The sequence below is a fragment of the Clostridioides sp. GD02367 genome, assembly GCF_045900275.1.
GTDB lineage: Bacteria > Bacillota > Clostridia > Peptostreptococcales > Peptostreptococcaceae > Clostridioides > Clostridioides difficile_A.
This window is the reverse complement of record NZ_JBJODK010000004.1, coordinates 167859-194052: the sequence shown is the minus strand read 5'-3', so window position 1 is coordinate 194052 and position 26194 is coordinate 167859. Positions and strand designations below refer to the sequence as shown.

The following is a 26194-nucleotide window of genomic DNA, read 5'->3' as shown; positions in this document are numbered from 1 at the left end:
CAACATCCTTCTAATATAAATATTTCTTTTTATATTTTTACATATTACATTTATTTTTCCCATAATTTTTTCTTTAAAGCTACTTTAGCAGCTAATTGTTCAGCTTCTTTTTTACTCTTACCTTCTCCTATACCCAGAACATCTTCATTGATTCCAACTTCCATTACAAATCTTTTATTATGGTCTGGCCCTTTTTCTTCTATAAGCCTGTACCAAATATTATTTTCGCCATTCCCTTGTAACACTTCTTGAAGATGTGTTTTATAGTCTCTGAATATATTTCCTTTTCTTGAATCATAAATTATATTTTCCATATAATTCAGTATAAACTGTCTTGCACTTTCAAAGCCTCCATCAAGATATATCGCAGCTATTACAGCTTCAAATGCGTCTGCTAGTATTGAAGTTCTATGTCTTCCTCCAGTTGCCTCTTCTCCTCTGCCTAATAACATGTGAACACCTAAATTTATATCATTAGCTACTTCACTCAATGAATCTTCACAAACTATATTTGCTCTAAGTTTAGTTAGTTCCCCTTCGGGTAGATTAGTTTCTTCATTGAATAAATAATCACTTATCACTATACCTAAAACTGAATCCCCTAAAAACTCCAATCTTTCGTTAAAATTATATTTTTTATTTTCATTAGAATATGAACTATGAGTAAGAGCTTCTAGTATATATTCTTTATTTTTAAATTTATAATTTATAACATTTTCAAATCTTTGTATATTATCTAGTAATTTTTTACTTATTTTCATAACTACATCCCTCCAAAATCCTATTCTATAAATTCTAGTGTACTATTTTTGTCCAAGTATTGCAAAACCAAAATACACAATACCCTTCCTCATAAAAATAAAACTACCTATGAAACAAAATTATCTCATAGGCATCATAGGCAGTTTTATTTCTTATGAATTTTTACTCTCTATCATCACAACTTGAACAACCACCACATGCACAATCATCATCACAATCATCTTCTGATGATAATATTACAGCCTTACAATCAGGACAAACAACATCCACTTCATCATCATATAATAAATCTTCGTCTATTTCTACTAACTCTCCACAATTTGGGCATTCCATTTCTATATAGCTGAAGTCCTCATCGTCATCATCTTCATCATCTTCATAAAGATCATCTTCCATGTCAGCGATTTCTTCTTCTAAATCTGCTAAATCTTCATCTATAGATTCAACAAAATCTTGAAGTTCTTCTTGCTCTTCATCCAATGTTACAATAGCATCTGCAAATACTTCTAATGCATCAACTATTTTATGTATCATTTTCCCTTCTTTGCTTTCAGCACTTATTTCTAGTCCTTCTGCTAGGCCTTTTAAGTATGCAACTTCTTCATATAAATGTTTCATGTAACACCCCTCGCTTTCTTTTTTATATATAAACTAAAAGCTCATATATCTTATATTATTAAGACATATAAGCTTTTATATACATAAAGTTTTATACTCTTGATAAATATTCACCTGTTCTAGTATCTATCTTTACTTTATCTCCAGTATTTATAAATAATGGAACTTGAACAACTGCTCCAGTTTCAACTGTAGCTGCTTTAGTTACATTACTTGCTGTATCACCTTTTATACCAGGCTCTGTATCTATAACTTCTAACTCTGCAAAGTTTGGAGCTTCCACTTGGAATGGTTGCCCTTGATAAAATCTTATTGTAGCAACTTCATTCTCTTTTAAGAACTTAATTGCATCTTCAACTTGCTCATAGTTTAATGGTATTTGTTCAAAATTTTCTTGGTCCATAAAATAATATAACTCACCATCATTGTATAGATATTGCATTTGTCTTGTATCTATAACAGCTTTAGGGAATTTTTCACTTGGATTGAAACTTTCTTCTCTTATAGCTCCTGTTTTTAAGTTTCTGTATTTAGTTCTAACGAAAGCAGCTCCTTTACCTGGCTTAACGTGTTGAAAATCAACTACTAAACATGGTTGTCCATCTTTTTCAAATGTAACACCTTTTCTAAAATCACCTGCTGATACCATTTCTTGTTCCTCCATATTAAAATAAATTTCTTATTTTTTAGTAAATTTTACATTACTATGCCTTTAAAATTATATCTCTTACTTGAATTCTGTCAAGTCAGGATTACAAATTTTTACTAATATCATAATATCATAAGTTATACAATATAAACAAGTATTTGGCAAATTACTTATTCTATATTTTTATTATTCTCCTCTACAATCTTAGTCTATACATTTTATATATTGATATTATTTAATTATATAGTTCTCAATAATTACGCTTTATATGATTTATTGATGTTATTTCTTTTTCTCAAACTTATGTGTTTTCATATGCTTTCACTAAAATTCCATATTTTTATTTTGAATTTAGTTTCATAGTTTTGACTACGTTTTGATAATTTCAATTTTATATTAACATATTGGCCATTATTTGATATCGACACATACATTTCATCTACATAATCTCCAATTTCATAACCACCTGCTTGACTACTTTCACCATTTAAAGAATTTACAAATAGCTTATTTCTTCTTTCATTTAATATAATTTCTTTGTTACTTATATATTCCTCATTATCAGTTAAACCTTCATCCACATATCTGCATTTTATAGATGTTGTTCTTTTAAAACTTTCTTCATTATTAGATAGATTTATTATTCCCATAGAATTACTAATAATTCCTTCCATAGATTTTACAATTTCAAGACTTTGTTGTTGTAATTCTATGTTATCTTCTATTTTAAGTTTTAAATTTATTGTAATCACAAATACAGAATATAAAACCATTATCAATATTACAATTGAAGCTAATGATACTATACTTTCTAAAAGTAAGTAACCATGTTTACGTTTCATATTTTCCCTCTTTCAGAAGTACTCTTCCACTTACAGGTGTTATTGTTATAGTTTTTCTTAGTCTATGATTATATATCTCTATTGTAGATGCTTTTTGAGGTGAGCCATCAGATTTAAATTTTATTATATCTATACTTCTTGCTATCTTTACATTTTTAGGTAGTACTATAGATTTAACATTTTTACCATCTTTTCTCAATACATATCCTTCTTGTTTATCTTGATTTATATAATATATATATGTATCATAATCACTAAACATATTAATTCTTCTAACATATCTTATATCTGAGCAGAGTTGATGTGCAAATAAATTTATCTTTTGATTTTCAAGATTATCTTTTGGAAACGATAATGTAGCTATCAATAATATTATACTAATAGATACCACTAATTCTACTACAGTCACATTCCTTCTTTTTTCAAAGTTATACACCTCTATACTTATACACATGTACTAAATTTTTTTCATCAAAATTCTTTTTTATATTTTCAATTATATCTTGTTTAATTTCTTCGTCTGTAGACTCTTCACGTTCTTGATTATTCATATTTTCACTCGCATCTTCAAATTCATTTAAGATTTCATTTTCTTCAAGTAGCTTATATTCATTAAATACCCTACTATGAGACTCATCCATATAATCTTCAATATCAATCCCTACCCATGGATTTTTAATTTTCACCCTCACTTTTATGACTTTTAAAAAGTTTTTCTCTTTAACTGTACTTGTTATATCTAATTCAAAAAAATCTCCTCTATCATATATAGTATTATTCTCTACCTTTAAAGAAACTTTGTCTAAGTTGCTATAAGATGTATCTTTTATTTTTTTTATACAATTAATCATATTATTTCCTAAGAAATATGTTTTAAATTCGTCTTCATTATTTGATATATTAATAGCTTCCTTTACACAAGAATATACATTACTTATTGATAATTCTATTCCACTCAAAGAAGTTTCTTTTAATTGAATGTCCTTACATTCTAACTCATATATATTATTATGTGTATAAATTAATCCTATAGACATAATGCACACAGTGCTTATAATAGAAAATATTATCAATGTCATTATTAATATAGAACCTCTATTGTCTAGTGACATAACTAGTAAACCTCAATTTTTTAAAATTATTTTTTATTTCTATATTTATTTCATAACATTGATAATAATCTAAAATTTGTTTTACTGTACTGATAACTTCATATCCATTTATGTAATTTTTATTTGTTCCATTCTCAATCAACTCATATTTACTATTTTTTATTCTGTACTTTTCATCTTCCATATATTTTTTTACAGTGCTTAACATTTCTCTATCAGATGCATTTCTACATACAAAACTATAGCAACTATATAAAGATGTCGACACTAAATAAACAGTAACATATAATATAGCAATACTTATTATACATTCGATTGATATAAAACCATTCTTTTTTGTTTTCAATAATAAAAACCTCTCAATAATTTTTTGTATATAAAAAGTATATAAAAATTTAACTATAAATTTTCTTTATAAATATCTTATATAATTTTTTTCATTTTAGTACACCACCTTCATTTTTAATAATATTAACTACCCCTACTAATCTAGCTTTGTAATCAATATCATCCAAATAAACAATTATGCATGATTAGTGAAAAACTTTGTTTCACTGTTTATAATCCTTTCTCTTTTATATTTATTGACATTTAAATTTCAATTTATACTGAATAAGTTAATAATTCCTTCGTCTTGTTTCATATATATACAACAAAAATTTAAACTTAAGTTCTCATTTTTTATGTTATATTATGGTCAAAAGTTTGTAAATATATGTTTTAAATTCTAAAAGTATACATATTATTTTATTAGATAACAGTCAACTTGGATAAGTCTTCTTCATATAATTTAAAGTGACCGTTGAAAAGGGGGTGACCTATTGGCAGCTCTTAAATCTTTTGAAAAACCCTTAACCCCTGAAGAAGAGATTGAGTATTTAACTAAATTTAAAATAGAAAATGATAAAAGTGCAAAGGATACATTGATTGAAAGAAACATGAGATTAGTAGCTTATATAGCAAAAAAATATAATAATTCGACGGAAGACCAAGATGATTTAATATCCATAGGTACAATAGGATTAATAAAAGCTATAGAAACTTATAACATAGATAAAGGAACTCGATTAGCAACATATGCTTCTAGATGTATTGAAAATGAGATTTTAATGAATATTAGATCCAACAAAAAAAATAAAACTCAAGTATCTCTACAAGACCCTATCGGAACAGATAAAGAAGGTAATGAAATAAATACTACTCTTTATATGTATTACTCTGTTGTGTAAAATAAGCTCATATCAAAATTTTTTCTTAATTATATCAAACAAAAATACATATCAATTATATTGTTAAGTATAAGCATATATTTTTTAATCTTTTAAAAATCTAACTAAATCAGCTAATTTTTTTAGGTATTACCTTACCACTATATAATACCCAAATCATACTCTTAAATAAATTGTTATACATATAGCAAACAAGTATTTTATATTAAAACTAAAAATATTCTATTTTAATAGTTTTTTCATCTTTGTCATTTTATGGATATTAATGTATATTTTATTATTATAAAAAATAATAAAATTTTATAAAATATTCCATATTATACTTTTTTCTATAAATATTTTATATATAGCCTTTATTTTTTTATTAAAATGCATTATAATAAGAAAATAAAGGTCAAGTTGATAGAGTTTTAACAATTATTATTTTCAGAAAAATTACACTATTGAATATATTAAGAATAATCAGAGACGGAGGAATTAAAATATGAGCGTAATCGTATTATGTAGTTGTTGTGGAAAAGAAATAGATGAATATAGAAATAAATATATAACTTATTATGATAAAAGTACCAGTGCAGACATCAAGGTTTGTATTAATTGTGCTTTAGATTTATTAGAAAAGACAAAAGAAAATCAAGAATTAAATATCCAAAATTTTTAAGATATAATACTTCCATGATAATTTATGAAAATACCTATATATAGATATGACCCTATCAAGTAAATACTATAAAAAGCACATTAAATGGCATGAGTACGATATTCAACTGGACCCACGCCATTTAATGTGCTTTTATTTATAATTAAATTCTTATACAATTGTATTTTACTATTTATTATAAGTTTATTATTACTCCTTATTAATCACATCATCATTATTAATATACACTTTAATTGGCTTTATAAGTTTGTAATAATAAGCAATCCTAAAAATAATATCACAACAACTGTCACAATCAATGCTAGTATATTTATTATTTTTATTGCCTTGTCCTTAAATATTTTTGACAATAACACAAAAACTGCTATTCCTATTATTCCTCCTAATGTATTTCCTATCAAATCGGTTATATCACTTGCACCTATTGCGAATATATATTGAAGTGTTTCAAAAACTAAACTTGCTAAAAAAATAGGTACAACCTTTTTTATAAAACTCCACTCTTCTTTTAACATACATAAATATATCCCAAATGGTGCAAATACAACTACATTTAATATAATCTCTGATATGTCTACTCTATTATTAACTATAAGCGAACTAGCAAAAGGCACTAAGTTTATATTTCTAAGATTCATTGCTTCAAGTGATGAAATATCAAATTGCATCTTAAATAATATTATCCATGTCAAAATGATTATATATACTATAAACAATCCTTTTGTAATATTATATTTTCTAGCTTTCATTCATTGCCTCCTTATCATACTACTGTATTAAGTTCTTAATACAATAATATAGTAATACAATTTGTATGTCAACTCTTTATTTAGTCCTTATAAAATTACATGAATCATACTATTTACACATTGATAGATTTTCTTTAAAGTATGTTGACAGAAAAATATATACAGGATATACTCATTATAGTGACCACATGGTCACCACTTTAAAACTAATCAGTGACCATATGGTCATTTAAAAAGGAGAGTTATTATGCCTACTAATATATTTCTTGAACTAGGTGAAGAAAAACGTAACAAGATTACTAGGGTTAGTATTGATGAATTTGCTAAATATGGATATGAAAATAGTTCAACAAATAGAATTGTCCAAAATGCAGGTATTAGCAAGGGAAGTCTTTTCAAATACTTTAAAAATAAGGATGAATTGTACTTCTATATACTCGATTCTGTTACACAAGAGCTTATTGTGAGTTTAGCAAAGGAAATAGATTTTCTTCCAAAAGAGTTGTTCGAAAGAATCATTAAATATTCAGAATTGGAATTTGATTGGTATATTAAGCACCCTAATGAATATAAATTGATTGCTACTGCATTTACCAAAAGTAATACTGAAATCTATCAAAAAGTTGAAGCACAGTATGGCCTGGAAGGCCAAAGCATTTATTATAAGCTATTGTATGATGTAGACACATCAGTACTTAGATTTGATAAGAAAAAGAGTATTGATATTTTAAAATGGTTTTTAACTGGGTTTAATAAGGATTTTTTATCTCATATTCAGATACAAGACAATACAAATATTGATAATATACGACAGGAATATGTTAATAGCCTTACAGACCACATAACAATCTTAAAATGTGGACTTATTAGTGAAAAGAAAGAGGTGTAAAATATGTTTTATGGTTCTCGATTCCATCAAGTAGTAGTAGACAAGGAAACAGTGAATTATATTGAGTTTGGAAAAGGCCAAAAACCACTGATTATCTTGCCAGGTTTGGGGGATGGACTTTCCCCAATTCATGGGCAGATACAGGCAATCGCTTTTGCATTGAGTTATAAGCAATTTGCTCAAAAGTTTAAGGTGTATATGTTCAGCAGAAAAAACTGTTTGAAAGAAGGTTATTCTACAAGAGATATGGCTAGAGACCAAGCAAAAGTCATGAAAACTCTTGGGATTTTAAAGGCAGATATTATGGGAGTATCTCAAGGTGGAATGATAGCACAATATCTTGCTGCCGATTATCCAGATTTAGTTAATAAACTTATGCTGGTGGTTACCTCATCAAAACAAAATGAAACCATACAAGAAGTCGTTGGTAGTTGGATGAAGATGGCAGAGCAAAGTGATTATAAGAGTCTAATTATTGACATAGCAGAAAAATCATACTCAGAAAAATATTTAAAAAAATATCGTTTTTTCTATCCGCTTCTTGTAAATATTGGCAAACCAAAAGATTTTAGAAGATTTCTTATACAAGCCACTTCATGTATTGAGCATAATTCCTATTCTAAATTGGATAAAATATCATCTCCAACCTTAATTATTGGAGGCGACAATGATAGTATTGTAGGGACAAAGTCATCTTTAGAATTAGCAGAAGGAATCAAGAATAGTGAATTATTTCTATACAAAGGTCTTGGCCACGCCACCTATGAAGAGGCAAAAGACTTTAATAATCGAGTTTTAAACTTTCTAATGAAGTAAGACAAAGCCACATAGACCTAGTATTTATGTGGCTTTACGGCATTTTGTAAAACATACTTTATTGTTGAAGTTGATAGTATATTCTACAATTTTTTACAGTATCAATATGACCTTAGTAGAAACATCATAGTTAACTACTCAAACTCCTCAAATCTATACTCTTGTGCTGTATTAAGATACTTTTCTTTATCTACTTTAGACAGAAAAATATCTATTGGCCTTGCAAATGCTCCAGTTCCACTATATAAAGACTTATAAATCACTAGTTCTTCACAATCTATTTCTTTTTGATGATAGAAATTGCCATCTGAGTCTTTATATATAATCACAATATCATTAGTTTCAGTATGTACTGCATTAAATCCATTTTCTGCTACCAAATAATAACTATCAACTTCAAACAATGATTTATTAAGTTCAAAATAAGCAACAGGCTTACTAATTCCTATAGTTACATAAAAACCACCTTTAAAATGCTTATATATATATGGATATTTCACTTTTCTTTCCTTAGATACTTTCATGTCTAAAGCTTTAACCATTATATCTACAGTATCAAATACCTTAAAATTTTTAATATCTTTATATAAACAACTATTATTATTTAAATCATAGTTATTTATATAAAATTCACAATCACTACAGTTTAGATTATCTCCTTTTCTTGATTTTTTCATAAAATCATTGCAGTGTTTCTCTATTTTATATAAAACTTTATGTAACTCTAATAATAACTCATTTTTAGCCACTACTTAAATCCTCCTAATTCACCCATTTCATATTCATATTATTTTTTTAACTAGTATCTTTATAATTTCAATTATTTAATATATCTTATATAAAACTCCTTTAATATTTAAATAACACATTAACCTATTGATTATAATTTTATTTGTTACTACAAATATGATATATGTTTTCAGTAAAATTCTTCTCACAGTTAGAATATATATCCAATATTTATGGCAAATAATATACAAGCTCATTTTTTTTGCATATTACAATTGTCATGATTCAACTTCTATAATACATCTTACATAAGCTTTTTACACTTCAAGTTTTCTTCAAGTTTTATTGCTATCATTAAATCTTCTACATATTTCATAACCTAACATTAACTATGAATCATAAATTCTTTTATAATTATAGATTCAATTATTTTTATAAAATAAAAATTCCTTTTAAATTTCTTCGCTTTTATCTTATATCAACTAAGTAAATTAATATCCTAGTTGTTTAAAAATACTTGTCCAACTTTATGCCAAAGAAGCGCTAAATAGTAGCAACTTCTATACTTTATTAATATTCTACTGTCTCAGCTTTTTTCATTGATATATTAATGGCTACTTCTTTAGCTACAGCATCAAAGTCTTCCCATCTTCTTTTATTCTCTTCATTAGAAATACGCGGATATATTATATAGACTTCTGTACTTTGATTAGCTATAATCTTTTCATCATACTCTATATCTTTTTCTGTATCATATTTAAATGGTTTAAATTGTTGTAGTATTTTCACAATATCACCCCTTGTTATAAAATATGAGTTCATATACTTGTCTTATACTCAATATATATCTTGTTTTTAGAATTTTAATTTGACATGTATTTACTATCTTAATTTAGATTTTAAAATTAGAAATATAGTACTATGAACAATCACTACAATCATAGATACATTGTATTCAATTTATGTTGTAACCTTATTTTGCAGGAGTTGGTGGATATTGAGAAAGAAATGTTATTAAATTAAAACAGATAAATGTATTAAACAGAGCTTAATAATAACAAAATAATACATGAGTGAGAAATATTATGGAAAAATGAAAGGATACTTAATATTTATAGATATAGTCACTTTAATAGGTGAAGGAAAAGAACAAATTTCTAGGAGAACTAATGGTATAAAAACTATACTATATACTTTTACTATGTAGTAAAATTATTATTTTTGAATATTTATACCAATTTGTGATATAATAAAAGCAAGAAGAACTGCAATCTATGTGGTGTAGAGTGAAGTTCGTGATTAAAAAACTAGAAATTATTTAAACTTATGGAATTTGATTTTAAAGTCAAATTCCCAACCACTCTTAGTGCCAGCTTTGAGTGGTTTTTTACGTTTTCTAAATAACTTACTCATCAAGTAAACTATATAGCTAGCCATAATACTGGCTAATATACTTAGTAAAAAATTATCCATACATAATCACCTCCCTTCTTAAAATGGGGAGAATAATCCTTTGTTTGTATGAACTCCACTCTTAGATTGTAGGTTACAACTTCTTGCTAGAATTATTATAACATATTCTGGTAACTTATATAATTAAAAACACCTGTTTAAGGTAATAACTGACTAGAGCGGATAATGGCTTTACAGCAAATATTATAAGTAAACTTTAGACTATACCAACATATGCTATCAATTCATGCGATATTTTAATACTATTTTTACAATCTTAACTAATTTTGCTTAACATGAAATATCTCCTTATATAACTAATATACTATATTTAAGGAGTGTGATTACTTATATGAGTGTTGCTATATACTTAAGAAAATCTCGTGCTGATGAAGAGGCAGAAAAGCAAGGAGAATTTGAAACTCTAAGCAGACATAAATCAACTCTATTAAAACTAGCAAAAGACCAAAATCTAAATGTACTCGAAATAAAAGAAGAACTGGTATCTGGAGAAAGTATAATACATAGACCAAAAATGATTGAACTTCTAAAAGAAGTTGAAGAAAATAAATATGATTCAGTATTAGTAATGGATTTAGACAGACTTGGTCGTGGAGATATGAAAGACCAAGGTATAATCTTAGAAACTTTTAAAGAAAGTAAAACTAAAATTATAACACCTAGAAAAACGTATGACTTAACAGATGAATTTGATGAAGAATACTCAGAATTTGAAGCATTTATGGCAAGAAAAGAACTAAAACTTATATCAAGAAGAATGCAAAGAGGAAGAATAAAATCAGTTGAGGAAGGAAATTTTATAGGTACTTCTGCCCCATTTGGATATGACGCTGTAACTACAGGTAGAAAAGAAAGAATTCTTGTACCAAATAAAGATGCTGATGTAGTTAGAACTATCTTTGACCTATATATTAATGAAGATATGGGTTGTAGTAAAATATCTAAATATCTAAACAATCTAGGAATTAAAACTGCTACAGGTGCTAGTTGGTATAACTCTGCAATAACAAATATAATAAAAAACAAAGTTTATTGTGGTTATATACAATGGCGAAAGAAAGATTATAAAAAATCCAAAAATCCAAATAAAATGAAAACAGTTAAATTAAGACCTAAAGACGAATGGATTGAAGCGAAAGGTAAACATAAACCTCTAATAAGTGAATTGGTTTGGAAAAAAGCTCAGAATATACTTAATAAAAATGGTCATGTTAGTTATGGTAATCAAATAAAGAATCCACTTGCAGGCATAGTAATCTGTAAAAACTGTGGTAGACCTCTAGTATATAGACCATATACAGACCATGATTATATAATTTGTTATCATCCTGGTTGTAATAAGAGTTCTCGCTTTGAATTTGTTGAATCTGCTATTTTGAAGTCATTAGAAGATGCAGTAAAAAAATACCAGTTAAGAATATCTGATATAGATTTAAAGAAAAGTAATACTGATAATAATATAGAATTTCAAAAACGAGTATTGAAAGGCTTAGAAACTGAATTAAAAGAATTAGGAAAACAAAAAAATAAGTTGTATGATTTATTAGAACGTGGCATATATGATGAAGATACATTTATTGATAGGTCTAATAATATAGATTCAAGAACTGAAGAAATTAAAATTTCAATAGAAACACTAAAAAATAAATTAGATATAGTTAAAAAAGATACTTCAAAAATGATAGAAGATATTAAAACAGTTCTATCTCTTTATCATGATTCAGATTCTCTTGGAAAAAATAAACTTTTGAAATCTGTCATTGATAGAGCTGTTTATTACAAATCTAAAGAACAAAAACTAGATTCCTTTGAGTTAACAGTCCATCTGAAATTATATGAAAAGCAGTGATATCAATAACATATAAAGCGTAGTGTGTAATGAAATAAGTCTTTTAGATATACTTGGTACAGAAGCTAACCATGTTCTTGATGAGGTTGAGCTAAAAGTTCAAGTCGGAAAACTTTATGAGCAACTAAACAAAATTCTTACTCCTAGAGAAAGAGAAATTGTACAGTTAAGATATGGGTTAACTCCTTATGGGTATAAAACGCAAAGAGAAATTGCACAAAAACTCGATATATCGAGGTCATATGTATCTAGAATCGAAAAAAAAGCTCTTAAAAAACTAGAAAAAGAGCTTGTTCAAGAAAGTTAATATTATAATTTTTAAAAGGATATATCGTAATAGTATTAGACATAGTCTTTAATCTAAAAATTACGATATATCCTTAAACTTTATAATATATAATTTTATTGTATGCTTTCACATATTTCTTTAAATATAGGTATTGCAGATTTACTTCCTTTTTGAGTTCCTTCTACTAACACAGTTATTACATACTTAGGTCTTTCTTCAGGATAAAATCCAGTTATCCATCCATGGTCTATTGCTTTTTTATTTAAACTACTTTGAGCTGTACCAGTTTTAACTCCACATCCACCTTCTAAATCCTTTAAGTCTTTAGCTGTACCATCCTTAGACACAGACTTCATAATCTCTTTAACTTGTGTACACACATAAGGAGAAATCAGTTCTTCCTTTTTTGAAGACTTATAAGTTTTTATTGTATTCATATTATTATCCACAAGACTTTTGTATAAATATAATGGTTTGAATGTTCCATTATTAGCCATTATTTGAGTCATTTGATTTATTTGAAGTGGTGTAAATTCTATATTTTCTTGTCCTATAGCTAAATTTCGTATTGATATGTTTTTGGGAGCTTCTCTAACTTTTTCTTCATCAAGACCAATATCAACCTTTTCAAATAAATGCAGTCTTTCAGCAGATTTAAGTATCTTTTCTTTGCCAAGTTTCATAGCTATATCTAAAAATGCAGGATTACATGAATTAGAAAAAGTTTGTCTTAAATTTTGGAAACCATGACCATTTATTTTATTACATCGTAATATTTCATTAGTATTTCCAACTTTAGTCTTTCCTGTACAGTTATAAGTATAGTTCTCATCTACAACACCATTTTCAAGTGCAGAAAATAAAACTACCATCTTAAATACAGACCCTGGTGGATATGTAGCCTTTATAACTCTATTTTCAAATTCTCCATTTTTTCCTTTCAAACTTTTTGATATATCATTTTGGTCAAAATTAGGTCTAGAACACATTGCAAGAATTTCACCTGTAGAAGCTTCTGAAATTACCACTGCTGTAGGGTTTTCTTCTTTATCTAGTATCTGTTCTAATTTTTTCTGAATATCATAATCAATTGTAGTTTTTAGATGTCTATCTTTAGCCTTATCATCAATAGTTTTTACACTTCCCTTTAGTATGTTTAGAGATTTTTCATTTCCTGCATCTCCAGCTTTAAAAGCACTTATATACTTTTCATTTGAATTTCTAAGCACACTGTCCATACTTTTCTCGATTCCTGCTTGTCCTGACTTATCATCCTCTTTTATATATCCTATTGTATGTGACAATAAACCATCTTTTGAATATCGCATAGTTTTTTCTTCTATCATTATTCCATTTTTCTCAAGCTCTTTTTTCATTCTATTATCGATATCTTTAGCCTGAATCTGTATTATAGGATGTGTTAATTGTTCTTGTATAGCTTTATATATATCCAAATCTTTCATCTTAGTAGCCTTCTTAACCAGCTCTAAAATCTTATAGTTATTATTTAATTTTTCCTTTTCAACCACCAATACCTGAGTTTTACTTGTATCTGTAAGTTTTTTGTTATTTCTATCATAAATTATTCCTCTTCCACTATTTAACTCTACTTTCTCAACACTTTGCGATTCTACACTCTGTTTGTATTTATCACCTTTTAATACTTGTATATCAACTAGTCTATAAATTAAAGCACTATAAATTATCAAAATTATAGTAAATATATACCAGCTTCTCTTTCCCACTTTTTTCAAAAATGGAGTCTTCTTTTTTGACATGAAATCACCCCTTAGATAATTTCATTATTGACAATTTCTAAGGGGCTAATACTATCTTTATCAAATTTTTATTATTCTTCAACCTTCTCTTCTATAACTTTTCTAAGCATATAATCCTTACCAACTTTTACTGATAGTTTTAATTTAACTATTTGTCTAGGATGAGGAGCTGACTCTATAGCTTCTCCTTCTTCATTATACATTTCTTCAATTTTAGTGAACATAGTTTCTTTATATGGTCCCATGACCTCTATTTCATCACCAACACACATTTTATTTCTTTGCTCAACTACAACAAGACCATCTTCATCTTCTGTTTCTCTAACTATACCTATAAAATCATAGTTTCTAACATATGATGCTGACTGATAATTTTGGTCTTCTGTTGTTGGTTTATTCAAGTAAAAACCTGATGTAAAATGTCTATGGCTACCTTTTTTTAATTCTTCCATCCACATTGGATTGAATTTCCAGTTTTCTGGGTCTTTATAAAATTCATCTATTGCCATTCTGTATGCTCTTACAACAGTAGCTACATAGTATGAAGTCTTCATTCTACCTTCTATCTTTAAACTTGTTATACCAGATTTGATTAATTCTGGTATATACTCTATCATACATAAATCTTTTGAATTAAAGAAGAACGTTCCTCTTTCATCTTCATATATTGGGAAATACTCACCAGGTCTTTTTTCTTCTACTAAATGATATTGCCATCTACAAGACTGAGCACAAGAACCTTTATTTGCATCTCTTCCAGTCATATAATTACTTATTAGACATCTTCCAGAATAAGAGATACACATAGCTCCATGCATAAATGCTTCTATATCCATGTCTAAAGGTGTCTTTGCTCTTATCTCAGATATTTCATCAAAAGATAATTCTCTTGCCACCACAACTCTTTTTATTCCATGCTCATACCAAAATTTTGCACTTAAATAGTTAGTTGTATTTGCTTGTGTACTTAAATGTATTTCCATATTTGGAATTACTTTTTTGATAACACTAAGAACTCCTGGGTCAGCTATTATGACTGCATCTATTCCTATCTCTTCTAATTCCAATAAATAATCTTCTAATTGTAGAAAATCTTCATTATGAGGTATTATATTTACTGTTACAAATACTTTTTTACCTCTTTCATGTGCAAAAGCTACTCCTTCTGCCATATCTTCCTTACTAAAATTCTTTGCAGCAGACCTCATTCCAAAAATTTCTCCACCTATATAAACAGCATCTGCTCCATATGTTATAGCTATTTTTAATCTCTCCAAATCACCTGCTGGAGCTAAAAGTTCAACTTTATTTAATTCCATCTACGTCACCTCTTTTACTTTCTTTATAACTTAGTGCTACACCATCACCTATTGGTATTAATGATGTACTTAAATAGTCACAATTACATATATAATCTAAATAATTTCTCATTCTTTTTACTATGGTTTTCTTTCTTCTTATAACGAAATCATCATGTGCAACCATACCCTTATATAAAATATTATCAGATACTAAAAGTCCACCATCTTTTAATTTATCTATAACTAAATCAAAGAACAACTTATATTGACCTTTAGCTGCATCTATAAATATAAGGTCAAATTCACCTTGGACTTGACTAAGTTTTTCTTCTGCATCTCCTTCTAGTATAGTTATGTTATCGTCAAATCCAGCTAATTTTATATTTACTTTTGCTTTTTCTATCATTTTTTCATTTCTTTCAACAGTTATTATATCTGCATCTTTTCCTATAATAGTTGCAAAAAAAATAGAAGAATAACCAATTGCACATCCTACTTCTAAAACTCTCTTTGGCTTTTGAATCTTTAATAAGACTTTTAATAAATCTGAGACTTCTTTATGTATTATAGGAACGCTATTTTCCTCTGCATAAATTTCTAAGTCTTTTAAAAGTCCTTCTTTTTCTTTTAATGTCACTCTTATATAATCTTCAACTAAGTCATTAACTATATTACTCATAAAAACACTCCCTAAAATAATAAATATTAAAACATTGTCTTAATTTATTATTTTTTAAATTCATATTGTTATATATGTTTACACTTTCTTTATTATAAATCTAAGAATAACAATTTTCAATAAAAAAGCCCAACATTATTCTTACCCTGTTAGACTTTTTATAATCATTGTTTATTTTTTTGTATTTTCTTTATTTGTTGTTTTTGTATCTTTGTCCTGTTTATCTCTCGCTTCTTTATATTCTTTGACATATTTTAAATGGTCTTGGTAGTTTGTACTATAGTTATTCCCACCATCAATCTTAGCTACAAAATACAGATAATCAGTTTTATCTGGATATAGTGCAGCTTCAATAGATTTTATACCAGGATTTGATATTGGTGTAGGAGGTAAACCTTTATTTTTATAACTATTATATGGTGAATCAATTTTTAAATCATCATATGTTACAATTTTCTTTCTCTCTTCAAATATATATTGTATTGTCGCATCTGATTGAAGAGGCATACCTACTTTAAGTCTATTATAAAATACACTTGCTATTATTGGTCTATCTTTATCAAGTACTGCTTCTTTCTCGATTATTGAAGCCATTTCCATTACTTCTTGAAGAGTCATCTTTAATTCTTTTTGCTTATTTTTAAGCTTGTCCGTATATTTACTATCAAATACCTTTAACATTTCACTTAAAATGTCTTTTTCTGATTGTTTTTTCGAATTAAAATAATAAGTTTCTGGATATAAGAATCCTTCTAAAGAAGTTATTCCATCCTCCTTCAAGTACACAAATTTATCATAAAATTCTTGAGGTTTTTTTATTAAATTTTCAAAAGTAGCTTTATCTCCTAAATTTTTATTCACTAACATCGCTATAATTTCTTTGGATGTAGCACCCTCTGGAACAGTAATTTTTATACCATCCTGATATATTTTACCTGAAACCAAAAGAGTTATTATATCATTATTTGAGTACGATTGGTTAAGCAAATATGTTCCTGATTTTATGGATGGAGCTTTATTACTAACCTTTACCAGGAGTTTAAATAATAGTTCATTTTTTATTAATTTATTTTCATATAATATGTCAGATATTTTTCCGACAGATGCTCCACTTGGAATATCAATAATTACATCATTCTTGTTATTTTTATTATAAGGACCTATTTGCATGGATATAAACACCCCTGCTAAGATAATTAAAATAACAATTATTAATGCTGCTATTTTTAATCTATTTTCTTTAAAATTCATAATATAATCTACTCCTTATGTATATTTATCCATTTTCTATTATAAATCTAGATACTGTAATTTTCAATCATCTTGTAGAATAAACTTATTTATATATCAAAAAAATAAAAAACCTAACACTATTTTTGACATGTTAGGTCTTTTATAATCACTTTTCTAAAATTTTCTAAAACTTTTTAATTCCACACTGTGTTACGATACCATATATTAATTTATTTTTTTCTATTTTTTCATCTACAATTGAATATGAATTAACAAATCTGTCTTTTGCTAATAAAAACTTTTGTTCATCATCATAATACAAATATGCTAAAACTTCACCTTCATTTACATAATCTCCAACTTTCTTTTCTAAGACTATCCCTGCTGATAAATCCAAAATATCCGCCTTAGTCTCTCTACCTGCTCCAAGAATCATTGCTGATAAACCAACTTCTTCAGCCTTAATTTTACTTATATAACCTGATTTGTTTGATTTAACTGGATGTTTATACTTTGGTTTTTTGAATAAAGAATAATCATCTACTACATTTTTATTTCCGCCTTGATTTTCTATAAATTCTTTAAGTTTCTGTATAGCACTTCCAGATTTTATAGATTCTCTTATCTTTTCAATACCATCATCAAAATCATGTGCAACCTTTGATAAAACTAACATATATGCTCCTAATACTTCACATAGTTCAACAAGGTCTTTAGGGCCATTTCCTTTTAAAGTTTCAATTGCTTCTATAACTTCTAAAGAATTTCCTATTGCAAAACCTAAAGGTTCATCCATATCTGTTACAATCCCTATTGTATCTTTGTTCATACCAGTACCTATATCAACCATAGATTTAGCTAATTCAAAAGACTCTTCTAAAGTCTTCATAAATGCTCCATCTCCAGTTTTTACATCTAGCACAATTGCATCTGCTCCTGAGGACAATTTTTTGGACATTACACTAGATGCTATTAATGATATATTATCAACAGTTGCTGTAACATCTCTAAGTGCATATATTTTCTTATCTGCAATTGCTACCTTTGCACTTTGGCCACATACTGCTATTTTAGAGTTATTTACAGAATCAATAAACTTATTTATATCCATTTCTGTTGAAAAACCTGGTATAGACTCCAATTTATCAATAGTGCCACCAGTATGACCAAGACCTCTACCAGACATTTTTGCAACTGGTGCTCCACATGAAGCAACTAAAGGTATAAGAGCTATGGTAGTCTTATCTCCAACACCACCAGTACTATGCTTATCTACCTTTATACCCTCTATACCTGATAGATTTATAATGTCACCAGAGTGCATCATTGCTTCTGTAAGATACACGGTTTCTTGTTTATTCATCTTATTTAGATAAATAGACATTAATAGTGCAGAAGCCTGATAATCGGGTATATTCCCTTTTGAATAGTTTTCTATAAAATAATGTATTTCTTCTTTACTAAGTTCTAGTTTATCTCTCTTCTTTTTTATAATATCATACATTCTCATACTTGAAATCTCCATTCTAATCTGTAATAATTTGAATAAATATTAAACTTCAAAACACTTTCAAATATTATAGTATTATAAAAAAACTGTCTTTCATTAGAAATAACTTTCTATATCAAGACAGCTTCTTATTAATTCTTTTCAAATAATACATTAACTATTTCACTATAAATCCACTCAAAATATTTATAAATTTTTTACTGTACTCTTAACTAAATTCATAAATTCTGATTTAACTTTTTGAGTAGTTTGTATTACTTCCTCATGACTTAATGGCTGATTTAAGATACCAGCAGCCATATTAGTTATACAAGATATACCAATAACACTAATATTAGAATGTGCTGCTACTATTACTTCTGGAACAGTAGACATTCCTACAGCATCAGCGCCTAATATTTGAGCCATTCTTACTTCTGCTGGTGTTTCATAGTTTGGCCCACTAAAAAACATATAAACACCTTCTTTTACATCTATATTGTATTTCTTTGCACAATCTTTGACTATATCTATATATTTAGAAGAATAAGCATCTGACATATCTGGAAATCTAGCTCCAAGTCTATCATCATTTTTACCTACTAATGGATTGCTTCCACTAAAGTTTATATGGTCTCTTATAATCATCAAGTCTCCTGCTTTAAACTTTTTATTTACGCCTCCAGCAGCATTAGTTACTATAAGAGTCTCGACACCTAAAGCTTTCATAACTCTTACTGGAAAAGTAGCTTCTTTTTGAGAATATCCTTCATAGTAATGAAATCTCCCCTGCATAGCAACTACTTCTTTCCCTTCAAGCTTTCCAATAACAAGTTGTCCAGCATGTCCTTCTACTGTTGACACAGGGAAATTGGGAATTTCACTATATTTAATTGTAACAGAATCTTCTATATCATTTGCCAAATCTCCAAGTCCAGAACCTAATATCAGACCAATTTTAGGTTTTATACTAATTTTGGAATTTATAAATTTGTTACTTTGCTCTATATTTTCAAACATCCAATCCCTCCATTCTATTAAGCTAAATTTTTCAATTTGTTATTTACCTCTTAATTTAGAATAATTCTTTTTTAAAACTTGAGCCATGTTTAGGTAATTTTACATCTAGTATATCTGCAACAGTTGCTCCAATATCAGCAAAAGTATCTTTTATTCCTAAATTAAATCCTTTTTTAACTTTATTCCCATAAATCATAACTGGTATATATTCTCTTGTATGGTCTGTACCTTTATATGTTGGGTCATTTCCATGGTCTGCATTGATTATAAGAACGTCGTCTTCTCTCATATTATCCATTATTTCTGGAAGTCTACTGTCAAACTCTTCAAGGGCCTTCTTATATCCTTCTGGGTCTCTTCTATGACCATATTTAGAATCAAAATCGACAAGATTTGAATATATCAGACCTTTATTTTCTTGCTTCATATAATTTAAAGTTTCATCTACTCCATCCATATTACTCTTAGTATGGATAGCATCTGTAATCCCTTTTCCATTAAAAATATCTTCTATTTTTCCAACTGCCAAAACGTCAAGCCCTGACTCTTTTATATTATCAAGAACTGTTGGTTCAAATGGGTCTAATGAATAGTCTCTTCTGTTTGAAGTTCTAACAAATTCACCTGTTTTCTTCCCTATAAATGGTCTAGCAATTACTCTAGCAACTGCATTATCTCCCATCATTATCTCCCTAGCTATTTTACACATATTGTAAAGTTCTTCTAGTGGGATTATCTCTTCATTAGCAGCTATTTGAAATACACTATCAGCTGAAGTGTATACTATTACATCTCCAGTTTTTATTTGGTGTTCTCCATATTCATCAATTATTACAGTTCCTGAAGCTGGTTTATTTCCTATTACTTTTCTTCCAGTTTTTTGCTCAAATTCTTTTATTATTTCTTTTGAAAATCCATGTTCAAATGTTTTAAAAGGTTTGTCAACTATTATGCCAGTCATTTCCCAATGACCAGTGGTAGTATCTTTTCCTTGAGACATTTCCTTGCATTTTCCAAAACAACCTATTGGCTCTTTTATACTTTCAAAAAAATCTACACCATCTATATTTCCTATGCCTAATTTTCTCATATTAGGAATTTGTATATCTGGATATTCTTTAAATATATTTCCAAGAGTACTTACATCCTTACTGTCTCCAAATTTTTCGGCATCAGGCAACGCTCCTATCCCAACACTGTCAATTACAATCCAAATCACTCTGCTCATATAAATACGCTCCTTTTAAATTATAAAATTTGCTATACAGTCTATTTAGCCTCTGCTTTTTGTAATTCTATATCAATATCATTTCTAGGATGTTTTTCCTTTATTTCTCTTCTCACGTTTTTATCTATATGATTTAAATATACTTGAAGGCTAGATAGATTAACGTTTCCTAAAATTTTACTTACAACAGCAATGTTAGCCCCTTCATTTAACAAATGAATTGCAAATGAATGTCTAAGCATTGTAGGATTTATATTTTTATCTATATTAGCTAAATTAGAATATTTCTTTATGACTTTCCAAAGACCTTGTCGTGTAAACCTTTGACCTAATGAACTTACAAATAATGAATTTTCACCTTCTACAGCCATTTTAGGTCTTGCTTCTTTTAAATACTTCTCCAAATAAAGTTTTGTGATATCACAAAGTGGTATCACTCTTTGACTTTTACAACATGAATTACAATATATATAGTCAATATCCAAATCAACATCTTCTATGTTCATATCTACTAATTCAGACACTTTTATACCAGTCCCATATAACACTTCAAAAATAGCCTTGTCCCTAACCAACTTAGGTGTTGTTAACTTTGGAAACTTCAATAATCTTTCAATTTCTTCTTCTGTAAGTATATTTATATTTTCTTTTTTTATTTTAGGTTTTTTTATGTCCTTTGCAGGATTATTTGTGCATACATGATTTAAAAATAAGTAATCGTGAAAAGATTTTATAGAGGATATCATCCTCGCTATTGTAGCTATTGACACATTATCTTTTTCCAACTTTATTAAATAACTTATAATATCATTTTCAACTATATCTACTAGTTTAATACTTTTTTGATTTATATATTCCATATATTTTTTTATATCCATAAAGTATGATGCCACTGTATTCTCTGATAATCTTTTTTTATCTTTTATGTAATCTATATATCCCTCTATAATATCCATTATAAACTCCTTTATTTAACTAGGAACTTAATAATACCAATACTTGCAGTATTTAATATTAATTGCAACCCCAATGATAGTGCTATTATAATTATAATATTTAGTATATACCTCTTAACTAAAAATTGCATATTTTTTCTGTTGTTCTTTTTAAATTCATAAACCATCTCTTTGAAATAGCTTATACTAATTAATGTTAATATGATTGCACATGGAATAATAATCAAATTTTTAAATAATATTATTAAAATCATTTTTACGCTTTTAAACTTTAATGCTAATATAAAACTATTTATTGTATATCCTATGGACATACCTTTTAATACAAAAACTACTATTACAGCTGGAATCGTTACTACAAATAGACTTAACAGAGCTATTGAGCCCATAAAAATTCCATCTGACTTCAAATTTTGTATAACTGTCTCTTTTATGTTTAGATTTAGATTATAATACTCTACAGCAGGATTTATATTGTTTAATATATTGTCACTAGAACCTGGCAAGATTTTATTTATGTAAGACCCAATAACAATAGACATCATAAACAATAATCCTATAATAATTATTTGTCTATTCAATTCTCTAAAATCATTTCTTCTATATGTTCTTCTCAATTTTATTCCCCCTTGTCCTTTATAAAATAATATGCTTTAGGACAAAGGGTTATTCATTTTTATAAATATTAATTTTTAAACATATCTTTTACTAATAATAATCCAATAGAAGTCTTTGCATCTTCAATCTCATTTTTTAATACCATATTATATGCCTCTTCAAGCTCAACTTCATATACATCTAAAAACTCATCTGCATCTAAATTATTCTCTCCTGGAGTAAGCCCTGTTGCTAAATATACAAACATTATCTCATTGGAAAAACCTGCTGAAGTGAAAAATTTATGTATTAATTTAATATTTTTTGCACTATACCCAGTTTCTTCTTTTAGTTCTCTCTCAGCACATTCTTTTGGACTTTCATTTTTTTCTAACTTACCAGCTGGAATTTCGAAAATTGGCTTTTCTATAGGCTTTCTAAATTGTTTAACTAGTACAATCTTGTTATCATCTGTAACTGCAACTATTCCTACTGCTCCACCAACTTCTACTAACTCCCTTTTTTGATATCCTTGCCCTGGAATTTCAACAGTATCGACCTTTAAAGTAATTACTTTACCTGTATAAACCCTATCACTACTAATAGTTTTTTCTTCTAATACCATCTTAAACCTCCATTAAGTAATATGCTGCTGTGCTTGCAGCTTTAAAAAATGCCTCATCTTGTTCGTAATTTCTTCCCATACTTTTTACTTTTAGATTAAAATATTCTAAGTCCTCTTTTGTTTTATTATTATCTATATAAATTATATTATGCTTTTTATCTAAACCATTTGAGCTTACTTGTTCTTTTATAAACTTTAATTTTTCATCATCATATATAGTTATTGGTATATCTATATTTACATTTACAATCTCTTTAAATACGGTCATACTATGATGTGAAATACCTTGATGTCTTTCTCTTTTATCCGCAAAACTAATTCTTGGAATTGCTATTGCTCTTCCACCAAGTTTTTTTACAGCATCGAGAATTGGACCTTGTTCAATTCCTGTAAATCCATATTTTGTTCCTGTTCCAGCAATTCCTGGTCCCATACTTACAAATACTGCATCTGCCTTTAATATTTCTTTAGCTGTAATTAGTGCAGTATATATATTTATACATTCATAATCTCCACCAAATGCATTACCTATCGTTATAGTATTGTCTATTAATTTTTTTTCTTTTAAAGTGTCCACGTTTTTACTTAAATATATTGGAAGAGATGCTCCATCAGTCATTATATATACTAATTTTTTATTGGGATTACTTCTTTTAAATGAAGCTGCAAATGGAGTCAACATACTGTGAAGAGTTCCTACTACAGCAGAAAGACCTTCTAATCCTTTAAACTTTCCAAATTCATCATGATAAATACTTTCTTGTTCTTCAATAGAATCAACTTTTATTTGGAGAGGTGTATATCTAAGTTTCATTATATGACCACCTTCAGTTAAAGTAGATTCTAAATTATTTAAATTAGTTATTACAAAATGGTATCCACCTGTACCTAAGCTCAGTTCTACTGCTGTTGTATTTAAAACTACTTCATCTCCTACATTTATAGTTCCAGATAGCTTTGGATAATTGTATGCCCTTTGCACTTCCCCATTTATATTCACTCTTATATCATCAAGCGTTTCAGTTTGGCTTACTATTGATTCAACAATCCCCACTCTTTTACTTATCATAATGTTACCTTCCTAATTTATCTATAAAATTTAATAATTTATTTTTTTCTATTATCTTAGTTAATGAGTATTTCTCAGTGAATATATGCATAATAACTACAAATATTAACCATCCCAATCTAACATTAAATGAATATCCAAAAGCAATCATAATTCCAATAGATATTCCAAGAACATTTGAACCAGTATCTCCCATCATTGCTCTTGCTTTTAAATCATAATTAAAATACGCAAGCACATTTGGCACTATAAGTAATGGAAGCACTTGAACAAAACCTGTTAATGTCAAAAATATAATCACCATTATAAATAAATATACTTTTATTGCTCTTCCTGGTCTTAAATCCAAGAGATTCATTAAGTTGGTTGATAAAGCTATTATCAGTGTGTTTATTATTATGTCAATTATATCTTTTGATATAGCAACAGAAACTATAAGTCCTACAAATCCGCCAAATAATGCTTTAAAACCTCCTGTTGTAAGACTTCCTTTAAATAAACTTTTAAAATGTCCTTTTAATCCACTTACATCCCTATTTCCAATAATATCATCTAATATCCCTGCAAAGAACATCGATATCATACCAAACATAAACATAAATATATATGTTAAATCCCTATATTCTGTAGTAAAGAAAGTAAGTATTATCCCATTAATTACAACCATAGGCAAAAAAACAATTCCCATACTTACTGGTATCATATCTTTTTTATAGTTTGGTCTAAGTATATTTCCATTTATTAATAGATTTTTAAATAGTGGTATTACAGCATAGGTTCCAAATAATCCTGTTAATAATAAAATGGTATAAAGTATATAATCTTCCACTAAGATATTACCTCCATTCTTTCTTTTTTTGTCCTAAAACCTTTTTTATATGATAATACTGTTTTCCTCTATGAATAAACCCTTTTAAATTTCTTCCTGTTTCATTATGAGTCATATTTACTAATACTTCTTTAATTTTAAATCCATACTTTAAGATATCAATAGTCATACCAACTTCTACTCCATATCCAAAAGGTATTTCATCAAACTTTTCTAAAACTTCTCTTTTAAATATTCTTTGACCTGATAAAGTCGCATCTAACTCAACACCTGTCATCTCAAACACAGAATTTTTAGCTAAACCTTTTACAAATCCCAGACCGCCTTTTTTCTTTGCAGGAGGAAACTTAGCTATAGTAACATCAGCATCACCATTTAATATAGGTACTATTAATTTTTCAACTTCTTTAGCAGAACTTCCTAAATCTCCATCTAGAAATCCTATAATATCTGCATTTTTCATTGCTAACTTAATGCCATAATTTAAAGCATATCCTTTGCCTCTATTTTTATCTAACTTAAAAAATTTAATCTTTTCATTCTCTAATTCAGATACAACTTTAGCAGTATTATCAATTGAACCATCATCAACAACTATTATCTCGTTTATTTGTTTAATATCCACTATACTATCTAATGTATATTTTATTCTACTTTCTTCGTTATAAGCTGGTATTATTATACTTATATAAGAATCCATTTTTTCTCTCCTTAAAATTATTT

30 protein-coding genes are annotated in these 26194 nt (G+C 27.5%); 6 read left to right on the top strand and 24 right to left on the bottom strand.

The window, feature by feature from the left end; all coding sequences use genetic code 11:
• Window positions 1-50 precede the first annotated feature (50 nt).
• From rnc to Q3223_RS07215, 7 genes are all read right to left on the bottom strand, one after another.
• On the bottom strand, window positions 51-761 hold the full coding sequence (rnc, locus tag Q3223_RS07245) for a ribonuclease III (RefSeq protein ID WP_021383953.1): 711 nt from the start codon (window positions 759-761) through the stop codon (window positions 51-53).
• Between the two features lie 163 nt (window positions 762-924).
• Window positions 925-1380, bottom strand: coding sequence for a CD1247 N-terminal domain-containing protein (locus Q3223_RS07240; protein WP_054276277.1), 456 nt, complete (start codon window positions 1378-1380; stop codon window positions 925-927).
• A gap of 91 nt (window positions 1381-1471) precedes the next feature.
• A complete protein-coding gene (gene efp / locus Q3223_RS07235) occupies window positions 1472-2029 on the bottom strand; it encodes an elongation factor P (RefSeq protein WP_054269745.1) in 558 nt (185 codons plus the stop codon).
• A gap of 311 nt (window positions 2030-2340) precedes the next feature.
• Complete coding sequence (locus Q3223_RS07230) at window positions 2341-2871, bottom strand: hypothetical protein (protein WP_074178883.1); 531 nt, start codon at window positions 2869-2871, stop codon at window positions 2341-2343.
• Window positions 2861-3280 carry a hypothetical protein gene (locus Q3223_RS07225; protein WP_054269743.1) on the bottom strand — a complete coding sequence of 140 codons (420 nt, stop codon included), beginning with the start codon at window positions 3278-3280 and terminating at the stop codon, window positions 2861-2863. The genes Q3223_RS07230 and Q3223_RS07225 overlap by 11 nt, the downstream gene beginning before the upstream one ends.
• A gap of 19 nt (window positions 3281-3299) precedes the next feature.
• Window positions 3300-3983 carry a hypothetical protein gene (locus Q3223_RS07220; RefSeq protein ID WP_074178882.1) on the bottom strand — a complete coding sequence of 228 codons (684 nt, stop codon included), beginning with the start codon at window positions 3981-3983 and terminating at the stop codon, window positions 3300-3302.
• On the bottom strand, window positions 3967-4329 hold the full coding sequence (locus tag Q3223_RS07215) for a hypothetical protein (protein WP_176702471.1): 363 nt from the start codon (window positions 4327-4329) through the stop codon (window positions 3967-3969). Before Q3223_RS07215 ends, Q3223_RS07220 begins: the two co-directional genes overlap by 17 nt.
• 475 nt (window positions 4330-4804) lie before the next feature.
• Between Q3223_RS07215 and Q3223_RS07210 the strand changes: the two genes are divergently transcribed.
• Together Q3223_RS07210 and Q3223_RS07205 are read left to right on the top strand one after the other, a co-directional pair.
• Window positions 4805-5212, top strand: a complete 408-nt coding sequence (locus Q3223_RS07210; protein WP_074178880.1) for a sigma-70 family RNA polymerase sigma factor — start codon at window positions 4805-4807, stop codon at window positions 5210-5212.
• 484 nt (window positions 5213-5696) lie between these two features.
• A complete protein-coding gene (locus tag Q3223_RS07205) occupies window positions 5697-5873 on the top strand; it encodes a hypothetical protein (protein ID WP_054269740.1) in 177 nt (58 codons plus the stop codon).
• 239 nt (window positions 5874-6112) lie between these two features.
• Here Q3223_RS07205 and Q3223_RS07200 read toward each other — a convergent pair whose 3' ends face one another.
• Entirely contained in the window at window positions 6113-6622 is a 510-nt protein-coding gene (locus Q3223_RS07200; RefSeq protein ID WP_074178879.1) for a VanZ family protein, read from the bottom strand.
• A gap of 247 nt (window positions 6623-6869) precedes the next feature.
• Between Q3223_RS07200 and Q3223_RS07195 the strand changes: the two genes are divergently transcribed.
• Together Q3223_RS07195 and Q3223_RS07190 are read left to right on the top strand one after the other, a co-directional pair.
• On the top strand, window positions 6870-7511 hold the full coding sequence (locus Q3223_RS07195) for a TetR/AcrR family transcriptional regulator (RefSeq protein WP_074178878.1): 642 nt from the start codon (window positions 6870-6872) through the stop codon (window positions 7509-7511).
• Window positions 7512-7514: 3 nt separating this feature from the next.
• Entirely contained in the window at window positions 7515-8327 is an 813-nt protein-coding gene (locus Q3223_RS07190; protein ID WP_223152565.1) for an alpha/beta fold hydrolase, read from the top strand.
• A gap of 134 nt (window positions 8328-8461) precedes the next feature.
• Here Q3223_RS07190 and Q3223_RS07185 read toward each other — a convergent pair whose 3' ends face one another.
• The 3 genes from Q3223_RS07185 to Q3223_RS07175 form a co-directional block, all read right to left on the bottom strand.
• Window positions 8462-9076, bottom strand: coding sequence for a DUF1653 domain-containing protein (locus Q3223_RS07185; RefSeq protein ID WP_223152566.1), 615 nt, complete (start codon window positions 9074-9076; stop codon window positions 8462-8464).
• 550 nt (window positions 9077-9626) lie between these two features.
• On the bottom strand, window positions 9627-9845 hold the full coding sequence (locus Q3223_RS07180; protein ID WP_223152567.1) for a hypothetical protein: 219 nt from the start codon (window positions 9843-9845) through the stop codon (window positions 9627-9629).
• Window positions 9846-10370: 525 nt separating this feature from the next.
• On the bottom strand, window positions 10371-10529 hold the full coding sequence (locus Q3223_RS07175) for a type I toxin-antitoxin system toxin (RefSeq protein WP_054276265.1): 159 nt from the start codon (window positions 10527-10529) through the stop codon (window positions 10371-10373).
• 331 nt (window positions 10530-10860) lie between these two features.
• Between Q3223_RS07175 and Q3223_RS07170 the strand changes: the two genes are divergently transcribed.
• Both Q3223_RS07170 and Q3223_RS07165 read left to right on the top strand, forming a co-directional pair.
• Window positions 10861-12378: a recombinase family protein gene (locus tag Q3223_RS07170; RefSeq protein WP_074178875.1), complete on the top strand. Its 1518-nt coding sequence runs from the start codon at window positions 10861-10863 to the stop codon at window positions 12376-12378.
• 22 nt (window positions 12379-12400) lie between these two features.
• Window positions 12401-12685 (top strand): sigma-70 family RNA polymerase sigma factor, encoded by a 285-nt coding sequence (locus Q3223_RS07165; RefSeq protein ID WP_021383999.1) that lies wholly within the window; start codon window positions 12401-12403, stop codon window positions 12683-12685.
• A gap of 95 nt (window positions 12686-12780) precedes the next feature.
• Here Q3223_RS07165 and Q3223_RS07160 read toward each other — a convergent pair whose 3' ends face one another.
• From Q3223_RS07160 to Q3223_RS07100, 13 genes are all read right to left on the bottom strand, one after another.
• Window positions 12781-14445 carry a penicillin-binding protein 2 gene (locus tag Q3223_RS07160; protein ID WP_074178874.1) on the bottom strand — a complete coding sequence of 555 codons (1665 nt, stop codon included), beginning with the start codon at window positions 14443-14445 and terminating at the stop codon, window positions 12781-12783.
• A gap of 71 nt (window positions 14446-14516) precedes the next feature.
• On the bottom strand, window positions 14517-15764 hold the full coding sequence (locus Q3223_RS07155) for a U32 family peptidase (RefSeq protein ID WP_054269731.1): 1248 nt from the start codon (window positions 15762-15764) through the stop codon (window positions 14517-14519).
• Complete coding sequence (locus Q3223_RS07150; protein WP_054269730.1) at window positions 15751-16425, bottom strand: O-methyltransferase; 675 nt, start codon at window positions 16423-16425, stop codon at window positions 15751-15753. The genes Q3223_RS07155 and Q3223_RS07150 overlap by 14 nt, the downstream gene beginning before the upstream one ends.
• A gap of 171 nt (window positions 16426-16596) precedes the next feature.
• The gene (gene mltG, locus Q3223_RS07145) at window positions 16597-17676 is read right to left on the bottom strand and encodes an endolytic transglycosylase MltG (protein ID WP_074178873.1); all 1080 of its coding nucleotides are present in this window, start codon (window positions 17674-17676) and stop codon (window positions 16597-16599) included.
• Between the two features lie 166 nt (window positions 17677-17842).
• The gene (locus Q3223_RS07140) at window positions 17843-19168 is read right to left on the bottom strand and encodes a pyrimidine-nucleoside phosphorylase (protein ID WP_176702470.1); all 1326 of its coding nucleotides are present in this window, start codon (window positions 19166-19168) and stop codon (window positions 17843-17845) included.
• Between the two features lie 186 nt (window positions 19169-19354).
• Complete coding sequence (locus Q3223_RS07135) at window positions 19355-20167, bottom strand: purine-nucleoside phosphorylase (protein ID WP_074178871.1); 813 nt, start codon at window positions 20165-20167, stop codon at window positions 19355-19357.
• Window positions 20168-20222: 55 nt separating this feature from the next.
• Window positions 20223-21395 (bottom strand): phosphopentomutase, encoded by a 1173-nt coding sequence (locus Q3223_RS07130; protein WP_223152852.1) that lies wholly within the window; start codon window positions 21393-21395, stop codon window positions 20223-20225.
• Window positions 21396-21436: 41 nt separating this feature from the next.
• Window positions 21437-22351, bottom strand: coding sequence for a tyrosine-type recombinase/integrase (locus tag Q3223_RS07125; protein ID WP_054269725.1), 915 nt, complete (start codon window positions 22349-22351; stop codon window positions 21437-21439).
• 11 nt (window positions 22352-22362) lie between these two features.
• Window positions 22363-22968, bottom strand: coding sequence for a stage II sporulation protein M (locus Q3223_RS07120; protein ID WP_054269724.1), 606 nt, complete (start codon window positions 22966-22968; stop codon window positions 22363-22365).
• 68 nt (window positions 22969-23036) lie between these two features.
• Entirely contained in the window at window positions 23037-23573 is a 537-nt protein-coding gene (locus Q3223_RS07115; RefSeq protein WP_054269723.1) for an NUDIX hydrolase, read from the bottom strand.
• 1 nt (window position 23574) lies between these two features.
• Entirely contained in the window at window positions 23575-24642 is a 1068-nt protein-coding gene (locus Q3223_RS07110) for a DUF3866 family protein (protein WP_407811798.1), read from the bottom strand.
• 4 nt (window positions 24643-24646) lie between these two features.
• On the bottom strand, window positions 24647-25471 hold the full coding sequence (locus Q3223_RS07105; protein ID WP_054269721.1) for a hypothetical protein: 825 nt from the start codon (window positions 25469-25471) through the stop codon (window positions 24647-24649).
• A 7-nt stretch (window positions 25472-25478) separates the two neighbouring features.
• Window positions 25479-26171 carry a glycosyltransferase family 2 protein gene (locus Q3223_RS07100; RefSeq protein WP_054269720.1) on the bottom strand — a complete coding sequence of 231 codons (693 nt, stop codon included), beginning with the start codon at window positions 26169-26171 and terminating at the stop codon, window positions 25479-25481.
• Window positions 26172-26194 lie beyond the last annotated feature (23 nt).